This window comes from Spirosoma lituiforme (assembly GCF_054776635.1).
Map to the genome: position 1 here is coordinate 23,232 of NZ_BAAHBO010000002.1, position 18,289 is coordinate 41,520.

At 51.6% G+C, this 18,289-nt stretch carries 11 protein-coding genes and 1 pseudogene; 3 read left to right on the top strand and 9 right to left on the bottom strand.

All coding sequences use genetic code 11. The features are described from left to right. Nucleotides 1-32: 32 nt before the first annotated feature. The 8 genes and pseudogenes from ACYU87_RS08630 to ACYU87_RS08665 all read right to left on the bottom strand — a co-directional run bounded on the left by ACYU87_RS08630 (nt 33) and on the right by ACYU87_RS08665 (nt 13,159). Nucleotides 33-908 (bottom strand): annotated as a pseudogene (locus tag ACYU87_RS08630) (DUF4421 family protein). 9 nt (nt 909-917) lie between these two features. Continuing rightward, complete coding sequence (locus tag ACYU87_RS08635; protein WP_461133660.1) at nt 918-1,109, bottom strand: hypothetical protein; 192 nt, start codon at nt 1,107-1,109, stop codon at nt 918-920. Between the two features lie 194 nt (nt 1,110-1,303). Beyond that, nucleotides 1,304-4,030 (bottom strand): ABC transporter permease, encoded by a 2,727-nt coding sequence (locus tag ACYU87_RS08640; RefSeq protein ID WP_461133661.1) that lies wholly within the window; start codon nt 4,028-4,030, stop codon nt 1,304-1,306. Between the two features lie 13 nt (nt 4,031-4,043). Further along, a complete protein-coding gene (locus tag ACYU87_RS08645) occupies nt 4,044-6,671 on the bottom strand; it encodes an ABC transporter permease (RefSeq protein WP_461133662.1) in 2,628 nt (875 codons plus the stop codon). A 12-nt stretch (nt 6,672-6,683) separates the two neighbouring features. Further along, complete coding sequence (locus tag ACYU87_RS08650) at nt 6,684-7,019, bottom strand: PadR family transcriptional regulator (protein WP_461133663.1); 336 nt, start codon at nt 7,017-7,019, stop codon at nt 6,684-6,686. A gap of 183 nt (nt 7,020-7,202) precedes the next feature. Beyond that, complete coding sequence (locus ACYU87_RS08655) at nt 7,203-10,424, bottom strand: efflux RND transporter permease subunit (RefSeq protein WP_461133664.1); 3,222 nt, start codon at nt 10,422-10,424, stop codon at nt 7,203-7,205. Nucleotides 10,425-10,538: 114 nt separating this feature from the next. After that, nucleotides 10,539-11,699 (bottom strand): efflux RND transporter periplasmic adaptor subunit, encoded by a 1,161-nt coding sequence (locus ACYU87_RS08660; RefSeq protein WP_461133665.1) that lies wholly within the window; start codon nt 11,697-11,699, stop codon nt 10,539-10,541. A 113-nt stretch (nt 11,700-11,812) separates the two neighbouring features. Continuing rightward, nucleotides 11,813-13,159, bottom strand: coding sequence for a TolC family protein (locus tag ACYU87_RS08665; protein ID WP_461133666.1), 1,347 nt, complete (start codon nt 13,157-13,159; stop codon nt 11,813-11,815). A gap of 376 nt (nt 13,160-13,535) precedes the next feature. Here ACYU87_RS08665 and ACYU87_RS08670 point away from each other — a divergent pair, with 376 nt between their 5' ends. Together ACYU87_RS08670 and ACYU87_RS08675 are read left to right on the top strand one after the other, a co-directional pair. Beyond that, nucleotides 13,536-15,263, top strand: coding sequence for a glutamine--tRNA ligase/YqeY domain fusion protein (locus ACYU87_RS08670; RefSeq protein WP_461133667.1), 1,728 nt, complete (start codon nt 13,536-13,538; stop codon nt 15,261-15,263). A gap of 294 nt (nt 15,264-15,557) precedes the next feature. Continuing rightward, nucleotides 15,558-16,004, top strand: coding sequence for a DUF6036 family nucleotidyltransferase (locus tag ACYU87_RS08675; protein ID WP_461133668.1), 447 nt, complete (start codon nt 15,558-15,560; stop codon nt 16,002-16,004). Nucleotides 16,005-16,013: 9 nt separating this feature from the next. On the opposite strand, the gene ACYU87_RS08680 is transcribed toward ACYU87_RS08675, so the two are convergent. Then, the gene (locus tag ACYU87_RS08680) at nt 16,014-16,514 is read right to left on the bottom strand and encodes a YybH family protein (protein ID WP_461133669.1); all 501 of its coding nucleotides are present in this window, start codon (nt 16,512-16,514) and stop codon (nt 16,014-16,016) included. Nucleotides 16,515-16,692: 178 nt separating this feature from the next. Between ACYU87_RS08680 and ACYU87_RS08685 the strand changes: the two genes are divergently transcribed. After that, nucleotides 16,693-18,285, top strand: a complete 1,593-nt coding sequence (locus tag ACYU87_RS08685) for a serine hydrolase domain-containing protein (RefSeq protein ID WP_461133670.1) — start codon at nt 16,693-16,695, stop codon at nt 18,283-18,285. Nucleotides 18,286-18,289: the final 4 nt, after the last annotated feature.

Consider the following 18,289-nt stretch of genomic DNA (forward strand, 5'->3'; position numbering starts at 1 on the left):
TCAGTGCAATTCTGAATCGGCCGGCACCAACCCTATTCTAAACCAGGCACTTGCTTTAGTATTCCTTTGGGTCGGTAGCGGATCCGCTTGCCAAATACCAGTTTAACAAAGTCTGCATCTGTGTTGATCAGGCCCTGATAAAACGTGCGATTAACCTTCGTCGTAGATGCGTAGATTCCTCCGTAAAAAGTGGCGGAACTGTACCCCAGGGTTACGGAAGCAACTCCCTGCCAACCAGGCAGTAGCTGATTTCCTGACTCGCTTCCTGTAGTCTTCGTTTGTCGCAAGAGCAGATTCAGGCCGGGTCGGGCCGTGAAATTGGCAAAGTAATGCCGGTGAAAAACAATCGTCTGTGTGTAGCCTACATCAATACCCAGCGATACCGACTGAAGGCTTACCAACTGGGCTTCAGGACGGAAATCAGCCACCAACGCTGACGGAACGAGAGACGAATCGGCCCGAATATACTGGTAGGCGACTGATCCGCCAATACTCCATGACCGGGCATTTCGGCGCTGTGCCTCCCGCTGAAGCAATGTAGCCGGAACCGACAATTGAAGAGGATTGAATTAATACAGCAATCGGCTGGTTACCGTCTGGCTACGCATATCGTTTCGGTACGGATATGCCGTTGCCTGCTCGAACCAGTCGGGCTGTAACACATTAGGGTTGCTCAGGTAAAAACCCCGATAGAATTGATACTGCGTCGAAAACCAGAACCGACGGTTGTTGACGTTGATGGTAATGCCGAATGGCTTAGTTTTTCCGCGTCGTTCGGTGGTGTAACCAAAAAAGGGCAGCTTAACTGATAGCTCGGTCCCGATCCATCGGTAGTTGATCCCAAGTCCAACCGCCCAGGGCAGATTGGGTTTGTACCGCAGTGGAAAGGCGTTTCCCACAACCTGCAGGCTGTAGTCCTAGCGATCACTGACCAGATACAGGTGCAACTGTCGATAATACGTTGCGATGTAAGCCCGATCCACTCTGGGTGTTCTGGTTTTCAGCAGGGTATCCAATAGAATGCCGAGAAAGCCGAAGTCCTGCCCGTTACTGATGAGCGGAAACAGCAGGAGTACAATCCATCCCAGCCATTTGTTGTTGCGTCGCATTCCTCGTCTCGAAATAGCCGATCTCGCTGCAAGGATACCAATAAAATGCGTTTAATTTCCTACGTTACCCTAACTACCTTCTACCCTGCATTCCGGCATGCCGGTCATCGACCGTGTGGCAACCGTAGTCTGTTTTTCCATCGTCAACGCGAACCAGGATCTCTCCGGTTTCCGGCATGGCCTCGTTCCTGCTTTTATTCGCTCCGTAAGCTTTTCACCGGATTCATCAGGGCCGCTTTTATGGCCTGGTAACTCACGGTTGCCAGGGCAACGGCGAGCGCCAGAATCCCGGAAACGACAAATACCCACCACTCCACCTCTATGTGATACGCAAACTCCTGCAGCCATTGATTCGTAGCCCACCAGGCCAACGGAAAGGCAATGCCATTGGCAATCAGGACCAGTTTCAGAAAATCTTTTGACAGCAACGTGGTAAGATTCAGGACGCCTGCTCCCAGCACTTTGCGCACACCCACTTCCTTAACACGTTGCTCAGCGGCATACGTGGCCAACCCGAAAAGGCCCAGGCAGGCAATGAAAATGGTAGCCAGCGCTACCCAAATCAGCAAGGTTTGCCGGCGTTGATCTTCGGCGTAGAAACGGGCTAATTGTTCATTCAGAAAGTGGTACTCCAGCAGATGCGTAGGATCTATTTTTGTTAACACGTCGCTCAGCCTGGTCAACGTTGCCGGTATATCATTACCGTCAACTCGGGCAGTGAAATAATCTATATTATGCACCGGATTGTTCTGGTACGCTAATACCATAGGGGCAATTTTTTCGCGCAGTGATTGAAAATGGAAATCCTTCACGATGCCAATCACCCGCGCGGTAAACGGCTGGTTGGCCTCGTTGAGTGGCCTGTAATTGCCCCCCATTGATCGGGAGGGTATGGTAACCCGTTGCGACGAAGCTTCGGTAATGCCCAGTAGTTTAGCAGCTGTTTCGTTTAGCATGACGGATGTCGAATCGTTCGCACCCCCAAAATTCCGGCCACTCACCAGCGGCACCTCGAACGTATGGGTGAAGTTCTCGTCGGCACCAATCAGGTAAGCGACTTTATAGTCGTCATTATGTCCCTCGGGCCTTATCTTAACGGTGGGAATGGTCTTCCATTCGCCCGGCACCCGGGAGGTAACTGACACCTGCTTGACTGTTGCGATTCGCCCAAATTCCGTTTTAATCGTTTCAGCACTACTGCGCACTTTGCCGCTGTTAATGTCGATGACCAGCAGTAGCTCTTTGTTAAATCCCAGGTTTTTCGTGTTCGCGAACCGCACTTGCTGGAAAAGCACTATGGTAGCGATCATCATCACGATGGATATCGTAAACTGAAAAACGACCAAGCCTTTCCGTATTGAAAAATCGCTTTTGCCCTGAATTTTCAGGTTCTTCAGCAACAGCAGCGGGCTGAAGCTGGACAATAGAAACGCCGGGTAACTACCGGATAGTAAACCCGTTGCCACAAGCGTCAGCAGGATAAACAGCCAGATCCGGTAATCGCTATGCATGCCCAGCGACAGTTCTTTGTGGGTGAATTCATTAAAAGCCGGAAGAAGTACATTAACCAGCACCACAGCCAGACAAAACGAGATACTCGTAACAACGAGCGATTCGGTTAGAAACTGATCGATGAGATGGCGTTGAAAAGCGCCACTCGCCTTGCGAACTCCTATTTCTTTCGACCGGTTGGAGGCCCGCGCCGTAGCCAGGTTCATGTAATTAATGCAGGCGATGAGCAGGACAAACAATGCCACAACGGCAAAGATTTTGATGTAGAGCAGTCCTCCCTGGCTCATGGCTTCTACATTTCCATTTCTGGCCCCATCGACTATACCTTCCGAATACAGGTGCATATCCGCCAGGGGTTGCAGCGCATAACTCAGGGAAACACCCGGCTCCAGTCTGGCATTGGCATGCAGTAAATCCGTGATTTTCTTAGCCACAACCTGCGGATTGGCTTTCTCTTTTAAGAGAAAAAACGTCGTGAAATTTTGGGAATCCCAGTCGGCTGTCCACCCCTTAAATTCATCGTCGCTATTGATGGTCGCTTCCGAAACGATCGAGTTGAAATCAAAACTGGAATTGCGGGGATGGTTTTTCAGAACAGCGGTGATCGTTAACGGTTTGCCCGATCCAAATTCAAAATCAACGGTTTTGCCAACGACCTGGGTAGTATTGAAAAGCCGCAGGGCCAGTTCTTCGACGATAATAATGGCGTTTGGCTCGCTTAAGCCTGACTTAGCGTTGCCATCAACAACCTCAAAGTCAAACAACTCCAGTACACCTGGGGACCCAAAGGCGGTTGTTTCCTGAAACGTGTTTTTGTTTTCCGGGTTTGATAGATTCGCCCGTCCAACCCGGATAATGCGAGCGGCATTTTCGATCTCGCCGATGCGTTTCTTCGCTTCTTCGGCCACTTTATAACTCGATGCTGCGATGGTCAGCTCTTCGGTCGGCGTTTTTTTATGTTGAATAGCGCGATAAAGGCGGCTCGTTTTGCTGTGTTGCTGATCGAAGGTCACTTCATCGAACAGGTACAGGCCGATCAGCAAAAAACACGTAGTACCGAAGGTCAGACCAGCCACGTTGAGAGTCGTGTATAGTTTATTCCGACTCAAGGTCCGGAAGGCGATTTTCAGATAGTTGCGTAGCATGTCAGTGTAAGCTGGTTGGGGGTATTGCCGGTATACCGGATCGGTTTGTTTACGTTGAATGAACGAGGGTCTTATATAGGCCAGCCCCTCACGCCAGTAAGTTAGGCGGGCCCGGCGCTCGCCCAGCCGCTGCACACGGCGGGCATAGCGTTCGTGGATGTCGCCCAGCACCTCTTCCCGAAGGTGCGGAGCCACCAGCCAGCCAAGCAGTTTATTGAGCCAGTTGGGTGGCCCGGTATGGTTACGGGGTATTCTGGATTTCATCGGATGGATGACCTTAGTCAATTTTCAGACTCTTCACCGGGTCCAGTAAAGCCGCTTTAACGCTTTGGAAACTGACAGTCAGCAGTGTAACGACCATGGCGCCCAGGCCCGTCAGGGCAAAGATCCACCAGGACAGTTCCGTCCGGTATTCGTATTTCTGCAACCAGTTTGCGAGAAGGTAGTACGCTATGGGTGTGGCGATGAGAAAAGCGATACCAACCAGATAGACAAATTCTTTGGACAACAATCCCCAGAGATTCACCATCGATGCGCCAAGTACTTTGCGAACGCCGATCTCCTTGGTGCGTCGTTCGGCCATGAACGACGCCAACCCAAACAGACCCAGACAGGAAATAAAGATGGCCAGTCCCGCAAAAATACCGGCCAGTTTACCAACGAGCGATTCCAGCTTAAACTTGGCGGCATAGCTTACATCGGCGAACCGATAACTATAGGCATAAGACGGGTTGTATTTGTTAAACAAAGCCGTCATCTGCGTAAGGGCGTCCTGAGTGGCCATCTGGGGAGCGATGCGATAGAGGACAACGTTGAGCGGGCCCGGCGTACAAACGAACATCGTTGGGTCTGCTTTGGTAAATGGCGATTGCATCAAGGCGTCTTTAGCCACCCCAACGATTCTGTACGGTTTGCCTTGCCACGTAACAACCTGATCAACCGGGTTCAGCAATCGAAACCGCTTGATGGCTGCTTCATTGACGATAACGCTGTTGGTATCGGTTTCACTGCTGAAATTCCGACCCTGCGCCAACGTCATTCCCACCGTTTTCAGGTAATCGCTGGCTACCCGTATGACACCCATTTCTACCGTTTCACCTGCACTTTTGCCCGGCCATTTGTCCAGATCGGAATGCCGCCAGATTTCAGTGGCCGGACTCGATGCCTGCGACACATATTCAGCGATTCCGTTTTTGATTAACTCATCTTTTAGAATGGCTATATTCTGCCCTAACTCCCTGTTCATGTTGGTCATCAGCAACCGGTTGACATTGTAACCGGTCGGTCTGTCCTTGGCGTGCTGAATTTGCCTGTACACAATAACGGCACTCAGGATCAGGGCGATGGAGCAGCTAAACTGCGCAACCACCAAAACTTTGCGAGGTAACGAAGCCGCTTTCCCAACTTGCATCATGCCTTTGAGCACCTTTACGGGTTGAAAAGAAGACAGGTAAAAGGCGGGTAAACTACCAGCCAGCAGAGCCGTTGCCAGGAGGCATCCCAGCAGAGCCATCCAGAACCCGGCGTCAGCGTAAGGAATGGCGACCTGACTATCGATCATCACGTTGAATGCAGGCAACAGGAGTTGCACCAAGAGCAAGGAGAACAGGAAAGCCACAAACGTAAGCAGGCATGATTCGGTCAGAAATTGGCTGATGAGTTGCTGCCGCTGGGAGCCAACCGCCTTCCTGATGCCTACTTCTTTGGCTCGCTTGGCCGACCGGGCGGTGGTCAGATTGATAAAGTTGATGCAGGCAATCAGCACAACCAGAACGCCAATGATGCTGAACATCCGCACGTATTCAATAAACCCGCCCGTTTCTTTTCCATTCTGGTAGGCTGAGTACAGATGCCAGTTTTGCAGCGGTTGTAAAATAACGACCGAATTCATGGCATTGCTGTTGTTCCGCTCAATATGTTCAATCGGAGCGATTTTGCGGGAGACCTGTGCGTATGCGACGTGGGGTTTGAGCTTAACGAAAATTTGATATGCGTTCTCGCCAAAGCTACCGCTGCGGGACAGTCGCACGCCGTTTACCGTTGCCTCGTGATAACTGAATGGAACCAGGTAATTGAATTTTAATGACGAGTTATCAGGAAGATTCTTCAGAATGCCCGTTACTTTCAAATCGTTCTGGTTGTCGAACCGAACGATCTTACCCATCGGATTTTCGTCTCCGAAGAGTGATCGGGCGGTCCCTTCGGTCAGCACAATTGAATAGGGATCGTTCAGAGCCATACCGGCCTCTCCTTCGATCAGCGGATACTGAAACATCTTCAGAAAGTCGCTCCCAATTTGCGCTCCATCGACATAGATTTTTTTATCCCCTACCCTGAGTCCATGCGAACCTATATAATCGCTCTCGGCGACGTGTTCAATTTCGGGAATCTGATTGCGCAGGGCATCGGCCAGCTTAAGCGATGTCGATGTAAACGTCAGGGTATCGCCATTGCTGTTGAAATTCCGTCTTACCTGGTATAACTGTTCGTAGTTTGGGAGAAACTTGTCGTACGAATATTCATGACGTACCCACAGACCAATGAGCATGGCAACGGCCATACCGACCGATAAACCCGCGATGTTGATGAACGAGTAGCCTTTTTGTTTGATCAAGTTTCGCCAGGCGATTTTCAGATAATTCCGTAGCATGTCTGTGTTGGCTGGTTGGGGGTATTGCCGGTATACCGGATCGGTTTGTTTACGTTGAATGAACGAGGGTCTTATATAGGCCAGCCCCTCACGCCAGTAAGTTAGGCGGGCCCGGCGCTCGCCCAGCCGCTGCACACGGCGGGCATAGCGTTCGTGGATGTCGCCCAGCACCTCTTCCCGAAGGTGCGGAGCCACCAGCCAGCCAAGCAGTTTGTCAGGCCATTGGGGCGGTGTAGTCTGTTTGGTAGGATCCATACGCATTGGCTGCTAGCCCCATTTAAGTATGGTTTGTGGGATAATACGATCCCATAGCCGGTTTCGAACGGCACGCACGTCACTCAAAACCCGTCCGCCGAGGGGCGTAACGGTGAACAGGCGTTTCCGTCGCCCACCCCGCTCGGCGGTTGCGTCGCCGAGCAGCGAAGTCAGGTAGCCTTTCTGTTCCAGTCGTTGCAGGGCTGCATGAACTGCCCCCGTACTAACCAGATTACCCGTTTCCTGCTCCAGTTCCTCCGCAATCACCACCGAATAGGCCGCAGGAGACAAAGCAGCCACGGCCAGCAAAACGACCTCTTCAAACTCACCTAAATCACTCCGACGCATGGGGTTAGCTGTTGAGTTTATATGCTCGTTTCATTTCTTCTATTTCTGTATGTCAAATGCCTTGCCAAACTACAAAAAAGGCCATTCCTTAGCGGAATGGCCTTTTCATGGTAATCAAAAACTCATATGTCGTCCAGAAACGGACACTTTCCGTACGTTTTTGGACAGGGAGCTTAGACCGTTTTACTCGTGGTTACGTCCGTTGGTCGAGACTGCCTGAACGGCGGGTTTAGGTGCCGTTTCAGGTTCTTCGTTCTTTTTGGCGTTCTCCTTCAGTTTCTCCAGCCCTTTCTTGCCATAGGCGAGTTTCGTAATGGCAACATACAGGACAGGAACCACGAAGATGGCCAGCGACGTAGCCGCCAGCATACCACCCAATACGGTACGGCCAATGGTCGAACGGGCTACTCCACCGGCACCACTGGCCAGAGCTAGCGGGAATACCCCTAAAATAAACGCCAGCGACGTCATCAGGATCGGGCGTAAGCGAAGGCGAACCGCTTCAATGGTCGACTCCAGCAAGTCCTCCCCCTTATCGACGCGCTCCTTGGCAAATTCCACGATCAGAATGGCGTTTTTAGCCGCCAGACCAATCAGGGTAATTAACCCAATCTGGGCGTAAACGTTATTGGTCAGGTATGGAAATATAATCAAGGCAATAATAGCCCCCAAAGCACCAATGGGTACTGACAATAGTACCGAGAACGGCACTGACCAGCTTTCGTACAGAGCCGCCAGAAAGAGAAATACAAATCCGATCGACAGCATGAAAATGTAAATAGAGCTGCTGCCCGCGTTAATCTCCTCACGGCTCAAGCCACTAAAATCATACGAGTATCCGGCGGGTAACACCTTGGCCGCCACTTCGCGCAGGGCGTCGTTGGCCTGACTGGTACTGTAGCCCGGCTTGGCGCCCCCGTTCAGCTCGACCGAGCGGAACAGGTTAAAGTGTGAAATCAGAGGAGCATTTTCAATAACGCTGGTTTTGATAACCGTACTGATCGGCACTAACTGACCCGCCCCATTCCGGACGTAATACTGATTAAGCGCTTTGATATCGGCCCGGTACATGGTGTCGGCCTGCGCCACCACCCGGAACTTCCGTCCGTAAATGATAAAGTCGTTGACGTACTGACTGCCCAGTAGCGTCTGCATGGTCGTGTACACCGAACTGACCGAGATGCCCAGCTTTTTGCATTTATCCCGATCAACGTCAACCCGATAGGCAGGTGATTTGGCGGTAAAATAGGTGAAAGCACGCGAAATTTCGGGGCGCTTATTGGCCTCAGCCAGGAAGTTTTGTACCACGTTATCGAACGCGCGTACATCGTCGTTGGATTCGCGCTGCTGGATCTCGAAGGTAAAACCCGACGATTGGCCCAGCCCCGGAATAGCCGGTGGTTGCAGCACTTGCGGGCGGGCATCGTTTAAGCCAGCCAATGCTTTCTGTAGCTTCACCACCAGCGAGTCAGCCTGCATGTTTCGCTCCTTGCGTTCTTCCCAGGGCTTTAACTGCATAAAGACCGTCCCACTGTTCGACTTCGATGCGAATGTGATGGCGTTCAGACCACCCAGAGCCGCGAAGTGATCCACGTAGGGCTGCTGCTTCAGAATGTTCATTATCTTGTTCAGCACCTCAAGGCTACGGGTTGTCGAAGCAGCTTCCGGAATCTCGTAGGTAACAATCAATCGCCCTTCATCTTCTGTTGGGATAAATCCCGTTGGTTTCGCCCGGAACAGCAAGCCGGTTCCGATATACACCACGACAAGCCCGACGATGACCAGCGGAGTCGCCTTAATCAGGCGCTGAACTCCGTTCGAGTACGCGTTGGTCACCCGCTCGAACCACTGGTTGAACTTGTAGAAAAACTTGTTCAGTCCTTTCGCATTCTCATCGATGTGCATCGGACGCAGTAACAGCGTACACAAAGCCGGTGTCAGCGATAGAGCAACAAACGCCGAGATCAGTACCGATACGGCAATGGTGATGGCGAACTGCTGATAAAGTCGCCCTACGATACCCGGAATAAAGCCTACCGGTACAAATACAGCCGCCAGAATAAGAGCAATGGCGATGACCGGTGCCGAAATTTCGCGCATGGCCTCTTTGGTAGCCTCTTTGGGCGTCATGCCTTTGTCGAGGTTCACCTGAACGGCCTCCACCACCACAATGGCATCATCCACCACAATACCAATGGCCAGCACGAACGCGAAGAGCGTTAAGGTATTGATGGTGAAACCAAGCGGTACGAACAACGCGAAGGTACCAACGATGGATACTGGAATGGCCAACAGCGTGATCAAGGTAGCGCGCCAGCTTTGCAGAAACAGGAAAACCACCAGAATAACCAGTACCAGGGCTTCGAGGAGGGTTTTAACTACCTCGCCAATCGATACCTGAATTACGGATACCGATTCGAAGGGTACGACGTATTCAACATCTTTCGGGAAGGTCTTTTTCAGGTTGTCCATGGCGGCATAAACGCCCTTTGCGGTTTCGAGCGCGTTACTGCCCGGCAACTGATACACAAGCAGATAAGAGGCCCGTTTGCCGTCAACGAACGAGTTACTGGCATAGGAGAATTTACCCAGCTGCACCCGGGCGACATCGGACAGATACACGAGCGACCCTTTGGCCGGATCACTGCGGACAATGATCTTCCGAAAATCTTCTTCCTTACTGAGCCGACTGTTGGTAAAAACGGAATATTCAAACGCCTGAGATGCTGGCTGCGGAGATGCGCCCACGGAACCGCCCGCTACCTGCAGGTTTTGCTCCTGCAAGGCGGCCACCACATCGTCGGGTGTCATGCCCAGCTGGGCCAACCGATCGGGCTTGATCCAGATACGCATACTGAAATCATCGGCCCGGCTGAAAATATCGCCCACCCCCGGCACCCGTAACAGCGCATCGCGAATGTAAATATTGGTGTAGTTATCCAGGAACGATACGTTGTGCGTTCCTTTGGGGGAGTACATAGCCACCAGCATGAACAGCGATGGATTCCGTTTCCGTACCACAACCCCCAGACGCGTAACCTCCTGCGGCAACTGCGGCTGGGCAATGCCAACCCGGTTCTGCACATCAAGAGCGGCAATGTTCACATCGGTACCCACTTTGAACGTCACGTTCATCGACATCCGCCCATCGTTGGTCGCATTGGTCTGCACGTAGTCCATACCGGGCGTACCATTCACCTGGGTTTCAATGGGTGTGGCAACCGTTTGTTCCACCGTTTGCGCATCGGCCCCGGTGTACGTACCAGTCACCTGCACCACCGGGGGCGTAATGTCCGGGTACTGGCTGACGGGTAAACTCAGCAAGGCCAGCACACCCATGATAACGATCACGATAGACGCGACGATGGCAGTAACTGGCCGATTTATAAATATTTCTGCGAACATAAGTCAAAGAGTGAAGGAGCGAATGAGTGAAAGAGTGATTCGTCTGGACGGTGAATTAGTTGCTTGTTGCTTCCAGTCACCCTTTCGCTCTTTCAGTCTTTCACTCATTTATTTTTATTTTGCTGCTGTCTGCCGGGTGCTGGAATCACCTTTGGCACTGTTTTCCTGACCCGACGAGGTGACCCGCACTTTAGCGCCTTCACGTACCTTTTGGGTTCCTTCGGTTACCACGACTTCCCCTTCGTTCAGACCATTCTTAACGATCACTTTGTCATTGATCCGAGCACCCAACGTTACTTTCTTTTGGGTAACTTTACTGCTGTCGCCAACCACGAAAACAAAGTACTCACTCATCTGCTCGGTTACGGCCTGGTACGGGATTAACAGCTGAGGCTGACCTGTGCTGTTTTTTACCCGAACGTTGGCGTTGATCCCTACTTTCAGTTCCTTGTTTGGATTCGGGAAAGCCACCCGAACCCGTAATGTTCCTGTTTGGGGATCAACCGCGCGGTCGATGATGCGCACGGTACCGGGGTACTTGTAGATACTTCCGTCGGTCATTACCAATTGAAGTGTTGAATCCTGCGCAGCGTTCTTTTGCCCCTGCAACCGGATGAACCGGGGTATTTCAGCCGCATCTACCTGAAGATCGGCAGAAATGGGGTTGTCGGACGAAATCGTGTTCAGCGGGGTTGATCCTGGTGCGACTGCTGCCCCCAGGCGCACCTGTGAGATACCGATCGTGCCGTCCAGTGGAGCATAAATGGTGGTATATTTCAAATTTGTACCTACCTGCCGAATCGTTGCCTGAGCCGCTTCGACCTGCATCCGGGTGGCCTCCAGCGACGCATTGGCGTTATCGACCAGTTGCTTGGCGACCGCGTCCTGTTGCGCCAGTGTATTGTATCGGTCGGCGTCTTTCTGAGCCCGGTTGAGGTTGGCTTTCTGAACGTTCAGGTTAGCCACCGCCTGATCGTAGCCGGCCCGATACTGTTGAGGATCAATGGAATAGAGCTTTTGTCCTTTGCGAACAGGCTGCCCATCCTGAAAGAAAATACCGGTGATGTTACCCGATACCTGGGGTTGAATTTCTACTTCGACCAAAGCGGTTATGGTAGCCGGAAACTGATCGTAATAAGTGGCGTTTCCCCGCTCCGCTTTCACCGCCGAAACGGCCGTTGGTGGTGGCGGAGCCTGCTGTTCGTCTTTCTTGCCGCCACAGGCAATCAGGATCACTCCTCCGGTAAGTAAAATCAGGTGATTGAAAGGCTTCATAAGTGGTTTGTTCCGGGTCGCCGGTACGAATTACTATAGACTGTTTGCTGGAAGAAGTCAGGTGGTCCATTGCGGTTCACTGACAAGCAACAAATGAGTGTTAGAATAGTATGCTATTGTTGGAACTGAATAACGCCCAATGCCTGCTGAACATCCAGTTTGCTGATCAGGACCTGATACAGCGCGTTGAATACGTTTAGCCGGGCCGTTCGCAGGTCGGCTTCGGCAACGGTTACGTCCAGATACGTTCGGATGCCGGATCGGTACTGGAGGTTGATGATTCGGTACACATCCTCGGCCAGCAGCTGATTTTCCCGCAGGGCCAAATAGTTTGCCAGATTACCCTTGTAACTGGCCAGCGCCTGGGCGTATTCGGCATCGACAGCACTGGTCAGCGCGGCTAGATCCCAGTTGAGCCGCTGGACCTGCAATTCCGCAATCTTCGTCTGCTGGATGCGTCGCCCTCCCTGAAAAATGGGCAGTATAAGGGCTAACCCAACGGCTGAGTTTGGGAAAGCCGTACTGTAGAGCTGACCAAACGCATTGTTCTGATATAAGAAGTTGTAATTGCCGAAAGCCGATACGGATGGCAGGTAAGCCCACCGATTGTAACGTACGTTAGCGTTCAACAGGCGACCCTGGGTTTGCAGCAACTGGTATTCGATCCGACTTTTCGGATTGGCCAGCAACATCGTATCCATAACCACCTCATTTGCCAGTTGAAGCGTATCGTAGGTCAGGTTAAGCGTCTGATTGGGCGGATACCCCATGAGCTGCTTGAGGTTCTGCACTTTGGCCCCGACCAGATCCCGGTACTGCTTTTGCTGAGCGCGGGAATTATTGAGCGCGATCTTGGCCCGCTGGGGGTCCGTTCGATCAACGATTCCGCCCTGGTACTGATTGGAAGCATCCTGAAGGCTTCGTTGCAGCCGTACAATATCTTCGCTCAGAATATCCACCTGTCGCTGCGTCAGGATTACGTCATAAAACGCCTTGCTGACGTTAATAACCACGTCAATTTTATTCCTGATGGTATTTTGCGTTGCCTGAGCGCGATACGCATCGGCGGTCCGACTCGCCAGCAGCACATCCCGATTAAAAATACTTTGCGACACGGAGAACGAAGCGGTCGATGTGTTTTTTGCCCCAATGGCCCGGGGAACACTCTCTCCAGTCGTCGGATCGGGAAAGATCGTTACCGGTAGCTTAAGGTTGTGAATAAGGTTGTAGCCCGCTGTGATTTGCGGATACCAGGCCGCCAGCGAACTTTGAACCGTACGCTCCGCGATTTCCTGGTCAATTATCGACTGGCGGACGAGGGGCTGATGACCCAGCGCATACTGAATACAATCGGGTAGGTAAGCCTGACGGGCTAACGAATCTGATGTTTTTTGCGCGAAAACCGCACCCGATAATGCGCTGACAACCCCAAAGAGGAGGATGAACAAACAATTCTTCATAAAACAATGAGTGGCAATTGCACCCGATGGCGATATTAGTCAACAACGTGTACTATCTAACAACTCTTTCTGATCGCCCTTTTGTTCACGCCTAATAATAAATTAATTAAGGATTGTTGATTACTTAAGTAATTTTCCTTCACTAAACTCACTCTATAGAAAAAAGCTATAATACTGATAATCAGTAGTCATACTCTCACGGTAGTACAGAGAATCGCTTACCGACCGGTTTATTACCAAAAGTGTAAAGCCTAATGCCTGGTCAGTTAGGGGTATTTTGGCAAGCAGGCATCCGCGTTAAAACAACTCGGCTCGGGTTTGCCAAACCCGCTCAAAGCCCGTAATTTCGGCGCTTTATCAGCATCGATTAAGCGCCATGACTGAAGTAACGACAGACTCCGACGAACACAGTGCGGCAGACCGCAACAACGCCGGAGGATCATTGAATTTTATTGAACAGATTGTTGAAGACGATTTAGCTTCGGGTAAGAACGGAGGCCGGGTCCATACCCGTTTTCCACCCGAGCCGAACGGCTACCTCCATATTGGTCACGCCAAATCGATCTGCCTTAACTTTGGCCTGGCAGACAAATACGGCGGACAGACAAACCTTCGTTTTGACGATACGAATCCCGTTACCGAAGACACTGAATACGTCGACTCCATCAAGAATGACGTGCGCTGGCTTGGCTTCAACTGGGAGAATGAATTCTACGCATCGGATTATTTTGATCAGATTTACCAGTTTGCCGAAACACTGATTCAGAAAGGGTTAGCCTACGTAGATGACTCAACGTCTGAAGAAATAGCAGCTCAGAAGGGCACGCCTACCGAACCAGGAAAATCGAATCAGTACCGCGACCGGAGCGTAGACGAGAATCTCGACCTGTTTCGGCGTATGAAAGCGGGCGACTATCCCGACGGGGCGAAAGTGCTGCGGGCAAAGGTCGATATGGCATCGCCGAATATGCAGTTACGGGATCCGATCATTTACCGCATCAAACACGCACATCACCACCGCACGGGCGACACCTGGTGCATCTACCCCATGTACGATTTTGCCCACGGGCAGTCGGATGCCATTGAACACATTACCCACTCGTTGTGTACGCTGGAGTTTGAGGTACACCGGCCCTTGTACGAATGGTTCATCGATAAACTAAGCATATTCCCATCCCGTCAAATTGAGTTTGCCCGGCTAAACCTGACGTATACGGTCATGAGCAAACGTAAGCTTAAACTGCTGGTGGAGGAAGGACACGTAACCGGTTGGGACGATCCGCGGATGCCGACCATTGCGGGTATACGTCGGCGCGGCTATACCCCGGCCAGCCTTCGCGAATTTGCCGACCGCATTGGCATTGCCAAACGGGACAACCTGATCGATGTGGGCCTGCTCGAGTTTTGCATCCGCGAAGAACTCAACAAAACAACCCATCGCGTCATGGCCGTTCTGGATGAGAAGCCACTCAAGCTCGTTATAACCAACTATGAGGTTGGCCGCGAAGAGATCATGCGCATCGAGAACAACCCCGAGGATCCTGAATCAGGGGAGCGTGACGTTCCGTTCAGCCGGGAGGTGTATATCGAACGGGATGATTTCCTGGAAAACCCACCCAAGAAGTTCTTCCGGCTGTTTCCGGGCGGTATGGTTCGGCTCAAAGGAGCCTATATCATCAAGTGCGATGAAGTCGTGAAAGATAACGCGGGCGAGATCATCGAACTGCGCTGCTCCTACATTCCCGAAAGTCGAAGCGGTTCCGATACGTCGGGGATTAATGTGAAAGGAACGATTCACTGGGTATCGGTGCCGCACGCGGTAGAAGCCGAAGTTCGCCTATACGACCGCCTGTTCTCGGTCGAGAATCCTGCCGCCGACGAGCGGGATTTCAAAGAGCTGTTAAACCCGGATTCGCTAACGGTCGTTCGTGCTTTTGTCGAGCCATCACTCGTTGAGTCTATCCGGTTGGGTTCCCCCGCCAATGTGCAGTTTATGCGCAAAGGCTACTTTATCAGCGATCCTGACTCGACCACCGAGCGGCCCGTTTTCAACCGGACCGTCACCCTAAAAGACGCCTGGGCCAAAGAGCAGAAGAAAGGGTAATACGAAAACTGGTTGGCCATAATTTTTAGTCAGGAGTTATGGCCAACTGATTTTTATTGGTAACGTCGGTTTCTGGATAAACTGACACCGAAGGATGGATGTAAACGAGTTAAAATTTGTGGCAACTCACAATGGATACGATCCGTAAATCTCAAAACTTCACCGACATTCCATCTTACGATAAGGCGTATTGGTGGGCTAAAACTCCGCAGGAACGACTGGCGGCTGCGCTAAAACTGATCCGGCGGGCTAAAGTAATCTACTATTCAAATCCGGCAAACCCACCACTAGGCAATGGAGGACAAGTACTTAAATCTGATAAGCCTATTCAACGAAGAGAACGTTGAGTATGTGGTTCTGGGAGGCCACGCAGTAATCGCCCATGGTTATCTCAGAACGACAGGTGATATTGACATTTTTGTACGGCCAAGTGATGATAATGCAGATCGGCTACTGCGGGCGTTGTATCGATATGGCTTTAAGAACGATGAATTTGAGCATGGCGATTTTACAAAAGTCCCAAACTATCTCTCGTTTAACCGATATAATGAGTGGGTTGATTTAATGACATTCACGTTGGGTGTGACGTTTGAAGAATGTTATACGAATCGAATTGTATTAATGATTGAGGATGTACCAACTAACGTGATCAGCCTTCCCGATTTAATTCGTAACAAGCAGGCCATTGGTCGTCCCCAAGACATTCAAGACTTAGAAAACCTGCCTGGCTCTACCGATTAGTACGGACCCTCACTTTCCGCAGGCGGCACTGCCCGTACAGGCCAGACTGACGAACAGCTCCGAACGAATTCGCCAGCCCTCACCGTCTTTTTGCCACATAGCCAGATAAACCCCGGTTATGGTTTGAATACCATCGGGGCGCTGAAAACGGCCAATCCAATGGCCCCGTTCGGCAGCCAGGGGCGTGGAGGTGCTAATCTGTATACTGTCCGTTATTCGTTCATAGCCCAGAAACGACTTGTCGGCAAACTGTACCGAGACTGATGCCAGCACAGCATCACGACCTGATACGTGCGAGCCGCTTCCCCGGGTTACGACCATATCCGGACGCATTGTTTTTCCGAAACCAGTCAGGTCACGTGCCTGTATGGCTTTATTCGACTGGGTGCGCTGGCTACGAATTATCGTTTCATCGGCTTTGGCGTCGGCCCCGTACTGCGCCAGGGCATGCAGGGGAGCCAGGAGTAAGGCCAGAACTAGCATCAAGTACGGCGGAGAGGTTTTCTTCATGGAATGAAGATAGTACATAAACCGTCTGTACAGGCCAGCGATCTGCGTTGCTTCCAACGATCGATTAAATTCTACACGGCGGATAGTAACTCCTACCCCACTTTCTACTTTTGAGAAAACGGTGCCACCCAATTTACGTTGGTGAGCCATTTTTTAGCAAAATTTCCATTGTGAACCAATGAACCTCAACCGCAGAGATTTCCTTCGGCAACTTGGCTTCGGGGCCATTGGCCTGAGCATTGCCACGACCTTGCCCGTTAGCGCCTGGACAGTTCCGACAAAGTCAGGCAAGTTGCCCCGTAGCTCACCCGAAAAACAAGGCGTTGCCCCCGGTGGTCTACTGGATTTTATCAATACCATCGAGTCCAAAAAGCTTAACGTTCACAGTGTTATGGTCTTGCGGCACGGGCAGGTCGTTGCCGAAGGCTGGTGGGCTCCCTACGCGCCCGAACTGAAACATACGCTGTATTCCCTGAGTAAAAGTTTTACGTCAACTGCTGTTGGCATGGCGGTGGCCGAAAAACGACTGACGGTGGAAGATAAGGTCGTTTCGTTTTTTCCGAACGATGTACCGGCTGAGATCAGTGCCAACCTGGCAGCTATGCGGGTAAAGGATTTATTGACCATGTCGACTGGTCATGATAAAGACACAACCCCATCGCTCCGTAACGGCACGGATACCAACTGGATAAAGTCGTTTCTGGCCCAACCCGTTGACCACAAGCCCGGAACATTTTTTGTGTACAACAGCGGAGCCACCTACATGCTTTCGGCCATTGTGCAGAAGCTCGCAGGGATGCCCGTAGTCGAGTACCTCAAGCCCCGCCTGTTTGGACCACTAGGCATTGAAGGTGAAGACTGGGAAGTCGATCCCAATGGCATCAATACCGGCGGGTGGGGGCTTCGGCTGCGTACCGAAGATATTGCCAAATTTGGGCAGCTTTATCTGCAAAAAGGGATCTGGAACGGAAAACGGCTGATCGCAGAAAACTGGATCGCCGAGGCAACCCGTGCCGAGGTTGATTCTAAAGGCGGTAAAGGCGACGCCAGTGTGAACGACTGGATTCAGGGATATGGGTATCAGTTCTGGCGGTGTCGTCACGACGCCTACCGGGGCGATGGTGCTTTCGGGCAGTTTTGCATCGTGCTACCCAAGGAAGACGCCGTCGTGGCGATTACGTCCGAATCGGCCGACATGCAGGGCATCCTGAACGCAGTCTGGGATCATATTTTGCCCGCTTTTCAGGAAAATAGCCTTCCCGCCGACAAATTCAAACAGGCCGCGCTAACCCAGAAACTGACAACTCTAGCGCTCCCCCCGCCAACGTCGCAAGCCACATCGACGGTAATGAATCAGGTAAGCGGCAAGACCTTTGCGGTTGCCGAAAACTCCCTGCACGTCAAGGATGTTTCGCTGACATTCGGCAAAGATGGTTGTATTTTCAAACTCCGCGATGATCAGGGCGATCACCAAGTGTTATGTGGCGTTGGGCGTTTTCGGGACGGCACAACGACGTTTTCCATTGCTCCTCTTCTATTAACCCCAACGGTTGTTCCGGGAGGTCCGGTCCGTAAAGTAGCGGGCAGTGGTAGCTGGCAGGACGCCAACACGTTTGTTATGATCTGGCGCTTTATTGAGACGGCTCACTATGACACCGTTACCTGCCGATTCGGCAAAGATGGCGTTCAGGTGGACTGGCAAAGTAGCTTGAGCGTCATCAATAAAACAAAGGACAAACGTCCTGTACTGGCAGGCAAAGCCGTGGCCTAAATTT